13 protein-coding genes are annotated in these 11,866 nt (G+C 33.5%); 8 read left to right on the top strand and 5 right to left on the bottom strand.

Annotated features, from left to right (window positions below):
- Window positions 1-114 precede the first annotated feature (114 nt).
- From WAX78_RS03230 to WAX78_RS03220, 3 genes are all read right to left on the bottom strand, one after another.
- Window positions 115-396, bottom strand: a complete 282-nt coding sequence (locus tag WAX78_RS03230; protein WP_336480845.1) for a hypothetical protein — start codon at window positions 394-396, stop codon at window positions 115-117.
- 200 nt (window positions 397-596) lie between these two features.
- On the bottom strand, window positions 597-1,046 hold the full coding sequence (locus WAX78_RS03225; RefSeq protein WP_336480844.1) for a DUF5946 family protein: 450 nt from the start codon (window positions 1,044-1,046) through the stop codon (window positions 597-599).
- Between the two features lie 247 nt (window positions 1,047-1,293).
- Window positions 1,294-1,842: a DUF1572 family protein gene (locus WAX78_RS03220; RefSeq protein ID WP_336480843.1), complete on the bottom strand. Its 549-nt coding sequence runs from the start codon at window positions 1,840-1,842 to the stop codon at window positions 1,294-1,296.
- 171 nt (window positions 1,843-2,013) lie between these two features.
- Here WAX78_RS03220 and WAX78_RS03215 point away from each other — a divergent pair, with 171 nt between their 5' ends.
- The 3 genes from WAX78_RS03215 to WAX78_RS03205 are packed head-to-tail and all read left to right on the top strand — an operon-like array spanning window position 2,014 to window position 3,617.
- Window positions 2,014-2,565 carry a GNAT family N-acetyltransferase gene (locus tag WAX78_RS03215; protein ID WP_336480842.1) on the top strand — a complete coding sequence of 184 codons (552 nt, stop codon included), beginning with the start codon at window positions 2,014-2,016 and terminating at the stop codon, window positions 2,563-2,565.
- Window positions 2,565-3,086, top strand: coding sequence for a cysteine hydrolase family protein (locus tag WAX78_RS03210; protein WP_336480841.1), 522 nt, complete (start codon window positions 2,565-2,567; stop codon window positions 3,084-3,086). The genes WAX78_RS03215 and WAX78_RS03210 overlap by 1 nt, the downstream gene beginning before the upstream one ends.
- 27 nt (window positions 3,087-3,113) lie before the next feature.
- Window positions 3,114-3,617 (top strand): GNAT family N-acetyltransferase, encoded by a 504-nt coding sequence (locus WAX78_RS03205; RefSeq protein ID WP_336480840.1) that lies wholly within the window; start codon window positions 3,114-3,116, stop codon window positions 3,615-3,617.
- Between the two features lie 508 nt (window positions 3,618-4,125).
- On the opposite strand, the gene WAX78_RS03200 is transcribed toward WAX78_RS03205, so the two are convergent.
- Window positions 4,126-4,680 (bottom strand): helix-turn-helix domain-containing protein, encoded by a 555-nt coding sequence (locus WAX78_RS03200; RefSeq protein WP_336480839.1) that lies wholly within the window; start codon window positions 4,678-4,680, stop codon window positions 4,126-4,128.
- 186 nt (window positions 4,681-4,866) lie between these two features.
- On the opposite strand from WAX78_RS03200, the gene WAX78_RS03195 reads away from it, so the two are divergent.
- Window positions 4,867-6,198 (top strand): D-serine ammonia-lyase, encoded by a 1,332-nt coding sequence (locus tag WAX78_RS03195; RefSeq protein ID WP_336480838.1) that lies wholly within the window; start codon window positions 4,867-4,869, stop codon window positions 6,196-6,198.
- Between the two features lie 305 nt (window positions 6,199-6,503).
- Here WAX78_RS03195 and WAX78_RS03190 read toward each other — a convergent pair whose 3' ends face one another.
- Complete coding sequence (locus tag WAX78_RS03190) at window positions 6,504-7,013, bottom strand: GrpB family protein (RefSeq protein ID WP_336480837.1); 510 nt, start codon at window positions 7,011-7,013, stop codon at window positions 6,504-6,506.
- 255 nt (window positions 7,014-7,268) lie between these two features.
- Here WAX78_RS03190 and WAX78_RS03185 point away from each other — a divergent pair, with 255 nt between their 5' ends.
- The 4 genes from WAX78_RS03185 (at window position 7,269) to WAX78_RS03170 (ending at window position 11,305) form a co-directional block, all read left to right on the top strand.
- A complete protein-coding gene (locus tag WAX78_RS03185; RefSeq protein ID WP_336480836.1) occupies window positions 7,269-7,430 on the top strand; it encodes a hypothetical protein in 162 nt (53 codons plus the stop codon).
- Window positions 7,431-7,616: 186 nt separating this feature from the next.
- Window positions 7,617-8,606 carry an NAD(P)-dependent alcohol dehydrogenase gene (locus tag WAX78_RS03180; RefSeq protein WP_336480835.1) on the top strand — a complete coding sequence of 330 codons (990 nt, stop codon included), beginning with the start codon at window positions 7,617-7,619 and terminating at the stop codon, window positions 8,604-8,606.
- Window positions 8,607-9,091: 485 nt separating this feature from the next.
- Window positions 9,092-10,117 carry a DUF2332 domain-containing protein gene (locus WAX78_RS03175; protein WP_336480834.1) on the top strand — a complete coding sequence of 342 codons (1,026 nt, stop codon included), beginning with the start codon at window positions 9,092-9,094 and terminating at the stop codon, window positions 10,115-10,117.
- A 483-nt stretch (window positions 10,118-10,600) separates the two neighbouring features.
- Window positions 10,601-11,305, top strand: coding sequence for a YoaK family protein (locus WAX78_RS03170; RefSeq protein WP_336480833.1), 705 nt, complete (start codon window positions 10,601-10,603; stop codon window positions 11,303-11,305).
- Window positions 11,306-11,866: the final 561 nt, after the last annotated feature.

Here is an 11,866-nt window from a genome sequence, read left to right as displayed (position 1 = left end):
AGAAAAATTAATTATAATGATGAATATTTTCAAATGAAGAGCAACCTAATATGGTTGCTCTTTTTTATGGAACGGCTCTATTAAATAACATTGTTAATTATTATAACCATTAAGTTAGCTTATATTTTTAAGCCAAGTTATAATACGAATAACTTGGAAAGGCTCAAACCAATTGATTAAAAACAGAACAATAAAAAAAGACATTAATGAAACAAACTTTAATTTACCTGCTTCCTTTTTAGCAATGGCGATAAAACTTAATATAATTCCAATTAATAAACAAATAACCCCAATAAGGACAATAGGTTCAAAATATCCCTCTATAATCCAATTTAATCCGAATAAAAGTAGCCCTAAAACAATAAATCCTATTGACCATATGCTGAATGGCTTCATAATCACCCTCCTTTAAATAACTTAGATCGAAAAGTGGTTTCTAGATATAGAAACAAAAGGAGCAGATGCAGCCCCTTTTATTTCTTATCATAAGGCTCTGTTAAACTAAAATGTTGATAAGTGAATATGAACAATGACTGTCTAAATTTTACAGTCATTGTTCAACTAACGTACTCCGTTAGTTGAATATACGTATTACATTATTTTTTAAAATCCTTTCGAATTGTTTCTTTCCATTTATTGATGTTGTTTATTGCATTTTTCTCTCCACCACTATATAAATCTTCAATTGTCATTGACCATCTTCTATATATACGTTTTCTTTTGTGGTTTGGCAGTGGATTGGTTATTTTACCTACTTTTGAAACGAGTTCCCTATTTTTTCTAAGAATATAACCAGTATCCCAATTATTATCATAAGCTTCAGTGAATAAGTTTATCAAATGATTATATCCATCTTTAGTATAGTTAGATGGGTGTTGAATCATATAACAAGAAACAAGCCAAAAGTGTAAATCATATAATTTAGGGTCGTTATGCTCCCAAACCAGTGGGAATTGAAACATCTCGTAACAGGAAAGTCCATCTATTTCATTTGCTCCACATTCAATACATTTACCAGATTCCATTATTGTATTATTGTCAACCATTGTAGTTAAATCCTCCACTGATATACTTGCTCTTTTTGGGTATGTGTTAATTTATCAATGTGCTTTAGTAGATTACTAAATGCTTTGCTCATTCTTGCTTCCTCCGCGAATGTTTGTTCTTATAACAATTATAATAAGGATTCGGGAATGTATTAAATATTAACACTATACTTTAACAGAGCCTATCATAAAAACGGACAATATTTTATCACCATTTTTACCTTTGATTGTCCCAAAAGTATGATTTTCATTTATTCTCTAGATTTTTATGTTTGCTCATGAGTTTCTCGGTATATTCAATCGATTTTCCTCTAGGAACAGAAAGGCATTTCCATTTCTCACTTTTATGTAACTTTCCTACATATACAATTTGGCCAATATGATAGGAATAATGTGATATTTGCCTTTCAATGGCTTCAATTACAGAATGAGCCTCTCCGCGTATATAAATTGTCTTTTCTAAATCTTTTTCTTGCAAACTAGTCAATGTTGTAAATAAAACTTCCCATCCCTGATTCCATGCCTCATATAAGGCTGTTTTGGAGGGGAATTCCCCAGTAAATTCATCATCACGGTTTCTAGTTGATTTTTCCCCATCTGTTGTTAAAAAATCAGTCCATCTAGAAAGCATGTTTCCCCACATGTGTTTGATGATAACGGCGATACTATTAGATTCTTCATTCGGATATATATGGAGTTCTTCGTAACTTAATTGATCCATAGCATCTTCGCCTAACTTTTTCATAGAATGAAATGTTTTTAATACACAGCGTAAATACTCCTTTTCAATTCCCATTATAAACACCTTCCTAAAAAATACTTTTTATAAAGGATTCGATATGTACCTGTTTTAACCTTTTATTTGAACGTAGTGGAAAATAAAGTTCTTAACAGCCCTTTCTTTCATAAAGAAGGGTTGTTTCATTAAAAGTCGAATACAGTAATGTTGCAAGGGAGGAGTAATCATATGTTATTTCAACAAGGAGAGCTATCTACTCGATACATAACGGAGGATGATATTCAAACATTATCAAACTGGTTATCAAATCCTGAAGTTTTACGTTTTTATGAAGGGCGAGACAAACCACAATCAGTAGAACAAGTTCGAGAGCGTTATATAAGTAGTTCTGAAGATAAAGAGAAAAAGTGTATTGTGGAATATAAAGACCGAGCTATTGGCTATGTACAAATGTATCCTTTAGATGCAGAGTGGAAAGCGTTATATGGATATGGTAAGAAAGAGAATGTATGGGGAATGGACCAATTTATTGGAGAAACAGCATACTGGAACCGAGGAATTGGTACAGAGCTTGTGCAGGCTGCAATTACATATATCAGTAACGAATTAGGTGCAGTAGTAATTGCGATGGATCCAAGAGTAAGTAATGAACGAGCAATTCGTTGTTATGAAAAGTGTGGTTTTCAAAAAGTGAAAGTATTGAAAGAGCATGAATTACATGAAGGAGTATTGGAAGATTGTTGGATGATGGAGTATAAAAAAGAAGGGAGAATTTGCTGATGAAACAAGCACTTGTAGTAATTGATGTGCAAGAAGGAATGTATACAGTAGGTATCCCTGTACATAATGGCTCTAGATTATTACAAAATTTGCAGGAGGTAATTCAGAAATGTCGTTCGCATGAAATTCCTGTTATTTATGTGCAACATAATGGATCTAAGGATCATCCATTAGAAAAAGGAACAGCAGGTTGGCACATTCATTCTAAAATTACTCCGATGTCAAATGAGGTTGTAGTGGAAAAAGAAACACCTGATTCTTTTCATGAAACGAACCTTCGGGAAGTTTTGCAAGAAAAAGGAATTGAACATCTTTATATTTGTGGATTGCAAACCGAATATTGCGTAGATACAACCGTTCGCCGTGCCTTTAGTGAAGGGTATAAAGTAACACTCATTCATGGTGCACATAGTACGTTTGATTCAGAGCAATTACGTGCAGAAGATATCATTCAGCACCACAATAAAGTGTTAGCCTGGTTTGCGAATATAGCAAATGTACAAGATTTAAAGTTAAATTAGAAAAATAATAACTAGGAGGTTTCCACTATGACGGCTTTTTTTAAACCTATGGCGTTCCAGCTGAAAACCGAACGACTTGACCTGAGTATGTGGGAGGAATCCGATGCAGCCTGGTTGAGAAAACTAATTGGTGAACGTGGTGTGGACATGCCGACTCTTGACGCCGCCCGTAGCCGGATTATCGAGATGCGCAAGAGAGCAGTCGAAAATGGCATTTCCCTTCTCACTATTCGCCGCCGAGACGAAGGTGATTTCATCGGATACTGTGGCTTGATTATCGGTCGTTCCACACTTGAAGAGCCTGAGATCGCATATGAGTTGTTCCGCAGCGTTCACCGTAAAGGCTATGCGACTGAGGCAGCATCCGTGGTCCTGGACGCTGCGATTGCTACCGGGCGCAATAGGCTTTGGTCGACTGTAGGCGCTTGGAATATTGCGTCCTTCCGAGTGCTAGAAAAGATAGGATTTGAGCGGCATCACAGCACGTGGGACGAGCGCGGCGAGATAGTTTGGAACGTACGCGATCTTTAGAGATTTCGACTTGATCCGAAACTATGGAAAAGGAGAAAAGGTCATTACTTTAGGGGAGAATCCAGATACAGGTAAAAGGACTGGTTTATAACCCAAATAGTGATAAACTATAACCAATACGAAGCATTTACTCCTGCTGAAGCAGTGACAAAAAAAGGTGGCTGGACAAAAATCTTATTGCACGAACTGAGTGCTTATCTTGAATAAGATTTAAGTGACGATCTTCAACAATCGGGCGTGGTTGTTGAACAACTTAGGTAGAAATAATCAAACTTTTTTATAAAAACCAAACTTAAATCTGCTTAGAAGAATCCATCTTGATCAACCTTTTTTCAAAATGGATTCTTTTTATTTATCATAAAATTTGGGATTGCGAGGTATTTTTGATCAACCTTTTTTCAAAGCTACATAAATCCCTAGAAATGATGGCTTATTTATGAGTAAATTTAGTTTTTCATTAAGTCCTTACACAGTTCTTCTCGACGAAATTAGTTAATGTCATGCTGAGTTAAAAAGTAGGAGGCGTAATTGCAAAAATTACTACTGCTTTCTCTTTATATGGATTTTCCCATTTATGCTTCATATAAGATGGGATTTTTACACTATCACCTGTGTGTAAAGTTAGCGTTTCTTGATTTAAATATAGAGTAACAGTTCCCTCTAAAACAAATGCAATTTCTTCACCTTTATGCTCCACTGGTTTTTCGGAAGAAGAAGATTGTGGCGATAATGTCATAAGTGCAAGCTCGAGGGCTCCAGTTAAATCGGGAGATAGTAATTCATATGACAAATGTTCACTTTCAGAAAAGCTAATTTTTTTTCTTTGATTGGCTCTTACAACTAAGCTTTGAGCACTGGTAGCTTCCAAAAAGAAATTAAACATAGGAATATTTAATGCATTAGATATTAATTTTAGGGTTTGCAGGGATGGATTTGCAGATCCTTTTTCGATTTGACTTAACATAGAAGGTGTGACATTGACGAGTGTTGCCAGTTCTCGACTACTCAAGCCTTGTGCTTTTCGGTATTCTGCTATTTTTTGTCCGACATTTATATCATTCATGTTGATTCTCCTTGTATATGAATTATTAAAGGTTTTTTTATTAAATTTAATTAAAATTTATTAATATATATTTAATTTATTTTATTTATGTGTTAAATTTAGTTTAATTATAATAAATAAAATTAAATTTTAAAATGCTAACAACTAACATTAATTAAATAAGGATAAAGAAGGGAGAATTCACAAATGAAGAAGTATGATAGCACAGCTATACAAATCTTAAAAGAAAAGCACCCTTTACTAAATCAACTCGTTTTGACGGAGGAAGTATTTTGGGTTAACCCTAATAAAGAAGAGTTTGAAACCGGAATTAAAAAAGCTCCTCTTACTACAGATGATGTAAAGGATGCAGAGGAAAGGTTAAAACGATTTGCACCGTATATTGCGAAAGCTTTCCCTGAGACAAAAGATACGAATGGGATCATTGAATCTCCTTTAGTAGCAACTCCTTCTATGAAACAACATTTAGAAGAAGAGTATGAGCAGCATATCGTAGGTGAATTGTTACTAAAATGTGATAGTCAGCTTCCGATATCAGGATCTATTAAAGCAAGAGGCGGCATTTATGAAGTTCTTAAACATGCAGAAGATTTAGCTTTAGAACATCATTTATTAAATGAACAAGATGATTATTCCATTTTAGATAGTGATCAATTCCGCACGTTCTTCTCGCAATATTCAATTGCAGTAGGTTCAACGGGGAATTTAGGGCTTAGTATTGGCATTATGAGCGCGAAATTAGGATTTAATGTAACGGTTCATATGTCGGCTGATGCAAAACAGTGGAAAAAAGATTTACTTCGAAGCAAAAATGTTACAGTTATTGAATATGCAGCGGATTATAGTAAAGCAGTAGAAGAAGGAAGAAGACAAGCAGAAGCGGATCCAATGTGTTATTTCGTTGATGATGAGAATTCAAAAAATCTGTTTCTAGGATATGCTGTAGCTGCTTCTCGCTTACAAAAACAACTGCAGGATCAAAATATTGTTGTTGATGCTGACCATCCATTATTTGTTTATTTGCCATGTGGTGTCGGCGGAGGTCCTGGCGGCGTAGCATTTGGTTTAAAATTATTGTTTGGTGATCATGTACATTGCTTCTTTGCGGAACCAACTCATTCTCCATGTATGTTAATTGGTTTACTGACAGGTCTTCACGATGAAATTTCCGTCCAAGACTTTGGTATTGATAATGTTACAGAAGCTGATGGTCTTGCGGTAGGAAGAGCATCGGGATTTGTAGGAAAAGTAATTGAACCTTTATTAAGTGGATGTTACACAGTTAGCGATCAAGAATTATATAGACTATTAAAAGCTTTTGTCGATACAGAAGGAATCAAGTTGGAGCCGTCAGCATTGGCAAGCGTATACGGACCGGTTCAATTGTTCAAACAACAGCAATATATACAAGAAAATCACTTGCAAGAAAAAATGAAGCAAGCAACGCATATCATGTGGGGAACAGGTGGAGGAATGGTTCCGCCGCACATTATGGAAGAATATTATAAAAAAGGATAAATAACTTATAAAATCAAGGAGATTTTTTAAGTAATCTTTATTGTAGATTAAAGTAGCTTATTTGTATGAGTACATCACTTATTTAAAGTGGTGTACTTTTTATTTCGGGCTGTTTTCGTATTGTGTAGAGAGAATAAAGTTGTCAAATTTTATTCTTAGAAATACAATAATCGCCTACCCATAAATTTGGTAGGTGATTATTAAAGTTGTTTAAAAATTGCTTTACTACTTTCATAAAACGATATTTCGTGAACAATAAAATTATTTAATTTTGGAAGGCGAGTAGTTACACATAGCCTCCTTTTTTAATTATTTATTTTAGCTAATATAGATTTAACAAAGTTTGTTTTATCATCTGCATATTTATGTTTATTATTGGGATTAGCTTGTGAAAGTTGAATCTTTAATTGTTCATACTCAATTCGAGCAGTTTTATTATTTTTTAAGTAATCTCTAAAACACAATTGTTCAATTAAATATTTATTACCCTTTTCATGCATATGAATTTGATGTGTTCTCGGTTCTCCCTTATTAAAATAATACCTTTCAGGTAATACATCTTTTCTATATCTATAATTTAACTGTTCTAACTTAGCAATACATTTCACACCATTTTCAAAATTCTTTAATTCAATCGCAATATCAATAATCGGTTTTGCACTCAAGTGTGGAATAGCAGTACTTCCAATATGGTGTATTGCCAAAATGTATTCTCCAATTTGTTTTTCAATTAATTGTTTCTCTTTTAAAAATTTGACTTCCCATTCCTTAGTCCAAGGAACTAAAAAAACTTCACCACGGGGTAATCCTAACATTTGATTAACTCCTCCTGCATACGCACCTTTTCTTTATGAACTAAATATCGAAATATTCTATCTTTTATTATATAGCATACAAATAAAAAGATGGTGTGAAATTCCAATTCAGACCATCTTTTTAAATAACTATTTTATTTTTAAAAGGACTTTATTATTTTTTAACAACTTTATTATTTGTGTACATGAATAATTGTTGTTTTTTACCAATACCGCTAGGATCTTGCTATAATTGCGATCTAGGAGGCGGTAAGTATGTGGCAAAACGTATACCAAGGTTTCTTAGAATTATCGAAATCTGAACAATTAAAGTTATTTAATGCGATTAAAATTACATTGTTCCCAGCAGTTCTCTTTCGCCTATCTTCCTCGTTTCTCTTTGAATCTTGTGGTGGGAGTCTTACTGCCCGCAAGTAGCGAAAAAAAACGGCCTTTCCTAATAATTGTCAGGGAATTTATATTGAAATTAATAGAAAAGAATAATGTCTATTAAACTGATAGGGCAGGAAAGTTTAAGAACGGTTTTTGGAGAGTGAACCATTGGTCTATTTATCCGTAAGATGCGTATCATATTAATGAATATAACGGATTAGAGGTGGATAAATGAAAGCAATTGTGTACACAAATTACGGTCCCCCTGACGTTCTTCAACTGAAAGAGGTAGAAAAACCTATTCCTAAAGAAAATGAAATTTTGGTAAAAGTAAAAGCGACAACCGTAACAGTAGCAGATATTCGGTCACGGAGTTTTACAGTTCCTCCCGCTTTTTGGCTGCCTGCCCGAATAGCACTTGGTTTTAGACAACCTAAAAAAGAGATATTAGGGATGGAGTTAGCTGGAGAAGTTGAGTCAGTTGGAAAAGATGTCAAAACGTTTAAGGAAGGTGACCAGGTTTTTGCAGCATCTCTGGCGGGCTTTGGTGCTTATGCCGAGTATAAGTGTTTGCCGGAAGATGGTCCTGTATCTATTAAACCTTCCAACATAACTTTTGCAGAAGCCGCTGCCATTCCAATTGGAGCACGCACAGCATTGTATTTTCTTAGGAAAGCTAATATTCAAAGCTGTCAAAGGGTTCTAGTTTATGGTGCTTCAGGAAGTGTAGGAAGTTATGCAGTTCAGCTTGCCAAGTATTTCGGAGCAAACGTTACAGGGGTATGTAGTACCATAAATTTGGAATTGGTAAAATCTCTGGGAGCCAATCAGGTAATTGATTATACAACAGAAGATTTTTTAAGGACAGATGAGAAATATGATGTTATCTTTGAAGCGGTAAACAAGAGTTCCTTTTCAGCTTGTATGAAAGTGTTAAAGAAGGATGGTACATATATAAATGTCACTGAACCGCTACCAAGCCTTCAAATGCTATGGACTAAATTGACAAGCAGCAAGAAATTTTTATTGAGTCGAAATCCACCTGAAACTGCAGAAGCACTGCACTTTCTTAAAGAACTTGTTGAGATGGGGAAGTTAAAAGTGGTTATTGATAGGTACTATGAGTTTGAAGAGATAGTTGAAGCTCATAGATATGTAGAGAAAGGGCACAAGAAGGGAAATGTAATCATAAATGTGGAACATAACAATAAATCCCAATAAATGAAGAACTAAATGCATGCCTCTTAGGTGAATAAAATATTTTGAGCTTAGTAGTGTAAGTCGCCATATAATTAATAATAAGTTTGTGAAGAAATCTATTTAAAGTAACGGGGCTTTAGTTTAATAAGGATCTAGAAAATAACAGAGAAAACTCGTCAATATTTCAGGTGAGTTTTCTTTTTTATACCGTATTAACGAGTAGTAAAACCCTACTGATGGAAGTTTTACTTTATAACGATAACTTCTCAAAGCGGATTAACTTGTCAATTTGAAATTAAAGAATGTATTTTCTAAGGAGGATACTCTTTTTATATCATTAGCAACAATTTTGATGAAAAGAGCCTTATTTTTTTATTCTTTCTTTATGGTTTTATATATTGCCATAACAAAACTGAGGTAATGGTGATTTACCATAACCTCAGTTTCAGTTATAATGAGTGTGTTTTTAAAATTTAGAAAATTCTAACTGGTAAGGAGGAATTAATTTGAATAAATCTCAACTATCTGAACGATTTAAGAACTTTGCTAAAGTTGAATGTAGGGGTTCAAGTGAACTTTATGAGTATTTATCTATTGAAATTTCAGAAGATGATGAATTGATAGAGTTAAGTGCAAATTCTCGAGAAGGACAACCAGTGCCTAATTTATTTTTAGGGGCTGTTCATTATCTTTTGTTAAAAGGAAAAGAACATGTTTTAAAAGAGTATTATCCAAGTATGACTAAGAACCCAAGAGAAATAGAAGATTCTTTTATTCATTTCAAGGATTTTTGCCGAATATATAGAGACGAAATTGTTTCACTCCTAAAAAGTAAATTAGTACAGACTAATGAAGTGAGACGCTCGGCTTATCTATATCCTATTTTTTGTTATATTTACAACGTTGTAAAGAAACCTTTATCATTAATAGAAATTGGAACGAGTGCTGGTCTGCAATTGTTATGGGACAAGTATAGTTATTCATATGGAACAAATGAGATTTATGGAGATAAAGATTCAAATGTCCATATAACATCTGAAATAAAAGGAAATCATACGCCACCATTTCTTTTAGCTAGTCCCCCAGTAGCTTCAAAGGTAGGATTAGACTTACATATTAGTGATTTAAACGATTCAGAAGACTATTTATGGTTAAAGTCGCTTATTTGGCCTGAACATGAAGAAAGGTTAGCACTTTTTGAAAGTGCAGCTAAATGTTTTATCGAGAATCCAGTCAAGCTTATAGAAGGAGATGGAGTGGCACTACTTACAGAAGTTGCAGAAAAACTTCCAAATGATACTGCTATTTGTATTTTCCATACTCACGTTGCAAATCAAATACCAGAAGGTTCTAAGTATGAACTAATAGAAAAAATAAAAAAAATTGGAAGTAAACGAGATGTTTTTCATCTTTACAACAACATGTGGGATCGAAAACTTCATCTTGATTATTTCTTAAATGGTATAGAATATAATCAAACTATCGGGGAAACAGATGGACATGGTAGATGGTTTGAGTGGAACTTAAAGTAGCGTATAGGGAGGAAGCGTTAACTAAGATAGGTATAGACGTAATTTTCCTAATTGAAATTTAAATTAATAAGTATTGATGACTATAACTTATGGTAACCCCAAAAGTGATTCTTTGTAAGAACACTTTTGGGGTTATTTTTGATAAAGAGAGCTATCCTTTTCGTGCTGCTTTGTACGTTATCAGTAACTGTCATGCCGGAGATAATTTTCCGTTAAGCTGATACTCTGTTATAACGGTAACATCTTTAAATGTGAACGAGATGAAACAAATAAAATATGTTAAATAATTGTGTTGATTATAGTAAAAAAACTTGGTATGGTTATACATTGTTATAGCTAATATGGGAAAAAGAAAAGAGAAGCGAAATCAAGATAAGGATTGCTATTCTACTGTGAAGGATTTTAAAGGAACGCTGTTTTTGTATAAACAGAATATTAACTATAAATAAATATTTTCAATATAAGGTACAAGGAGATAATAATATGAAAGACAAACTAAGTACAATCCCCTCATTATCTTCAAACTCTGTTTATTTGGGTGTTTTGTTAGCTGTAGTTGGAGGTTTTCTAGATGCGTATACTTTCATCAGTAGGGATGGAGTGTTTGCCAATGCGCAGACAGGGAATGTAGTATTACTAGCTATACGAGCAGCTAACGGAGAATGGCAAAATGCTTTGCTTTATATCCCGCCTATTTTAGCTTTTATGTTAGGGGTTTTAATATCAGAAGTAGTAAAGATTCCTCATATAAGGCATTTATTGCATAGTTATAGACGCTCTATTCTTATACTAGAATGTATTGTTTTAATCATTGTAGGTATCTTGCCAAAAAGTATACCTAACATAGTGGTAACAGTATGTATTTCGTTTGTATCATCTTTACAGATCTCTACTTTTAATAAACTAGACAAGTGGGCCTACAATTCAACGATGACAACAGGTAATCTTCGAATTGCAACGCAGGCAGCATATTTAGCATTCAAAGAACATGATCAGGAAGAGAAAAAACGATTTACAGAATTTCTTGTTATCATTTTTTCTTTTATATTTGGTGTGCTGTTAGGGACTTTTTCCACCACTCATATAGGGATTAAATCTATTTGGATTGCATCCGGAATTTTAGTGATTGCTCTTATTTTGTATCATAAAGATAGAGGTTATTGGAGAAAATCCTTAATGTCGAAATAAAAAAATTGAAAAGTGCTGCTTTGATAATCCCTTATGTGGAGTGGAGCACGTTGGTAACATTAAAATCATAGATCGGTAAAGAATTCCCTCAAATTGATAAAAAATCTTGAGAATAATATGTAATATTAAATCTGTAATTATTAAGAATTAGACAATATGATTACACGACGACACATGTTGTTTAACAATGTAGTTTTAAGGTGTATCAACAATTTGGTTGATACACCTATTTTTTATGGGTTTTCCGTCTTTTCATTACTACATCCATTTAAGTTGTTGGATTGAAATAAAGTTTAACTGTTTATAAAAGGTCGTACCGTTTTGAAAAATGTTTAACCGTCTATAAAAAAGATGAACCGGAATAATCTAAATTTCGGTTTTTTATTGAGCCATGGGACAGGTGTTTCGTTAAAAAATGTTTTAGATTATAGAAAAGAATATTAGGCGATTAAAAAATAGTTGTAGACTGAAAAGGTAGTTTCTGTACATGAAAGCACTTTTTGTTAACATAAAACCAAATTATCACAAAATCTTTAATAGTTCCTTCAAATCGCTTCTTGA

It is taken from the genome of Bacillus yunxiaonensis, from assembly GCF_037104695.1.
GTDB lineage: Bacteria > Bacillota > Bacilli > Bacillales > Bacillaceae_G > Bacillus_A > Bacillus_A yunxiaonensis.
Note: the sequence above shows the minus strand (reverse complement) of the source record. Positions and strands in the feature narration are given on the sequence as shown.

Bases quoted from the DNA above. Each gene is read 5' to 3' on its own strand.
- WAX78_RS03200 (WP_336480839.1), bottom strand. From the start codon at position 4,680: ATGAATGATATAAATGTCGGACAAAAAATAGCAGAATACCGAAAAGCA.
- WAX78_RS03210 (WP_336480841.1), top strand. From the start codon at position 2,565: ATGAAACAAGCACTTGTAGTAATTGATGTGCAAGAAGGAATGTATACA.
- WAX78_RS03195 (WP_336480838.1), top strand. From the start codon at position 4,867: ATGAAGAAGTATGATAGCACAGCTATACAAATCTTAAAAGAAAAGCAC.
- WAX78_RS03215 (WP_336480842.1), top strand. From the start codon at position 2,014: ATGTTATTTCAACAAGGAGAGCTATCTACTCGATACATAACGGAGGAT.
- WAX78_RS03205 (WP_336480840.1), top strand. From the start codon at position 3,114: ATGACGGCTTTTTTTAAACCTATGGCGTTCCAGCTGAAAACCGAACGA.
- WAX78_RS03180 (WP_336480835.1), top strand. From the start codon at position 7,617: ATGAAAGCAATTGTGTACACAAATTACGGTCCCCCTGACGTTCTTCAA.
- WAX78_RS03190 (WP_336480837.1), bottom strand. From the start codon at position 7,013: ATGTTAGGATTACCCCGTGGTGAAGTTTTTTTAGTTCCTTGGACTAAG.
- WAX78_RS03220 (WP_336480843.1), bottom strand. From the start codon at position 1,842: ATGGGAATTGAAAAGGAGTATTTACGCTGTGTATTAAAAACATTTCAT.
- WAX78_RS03225 (WP_336480844.1), bottom strand. From the start codon at position 1,046: ATGGTTGACAATAATACAATAATGGAATCTGGTAAATGTATTGAATGT.
- WAX78_RS03230 (WP_336480845.1), bottom strand. From the start codon at position 396: ATGAAGCCATTCAGCATATGGTCAATAGGATTTATTGTTTTAGGGCTA.
- WAX78_RS03170 (WP_336480833.1), top strand. From the start codon at position 10,601: ATGAAAGACAAACTAAGTACAATCCCCTCATTATCTTCAAACTCTGTT.
- WAX78_RS03185 (WP_336480836.1), top strand. From the start codon at position 7,269: ATGTGGCAAAACGTATACCAAGGTTTCTTAGAATTATCGAAATCTGAA.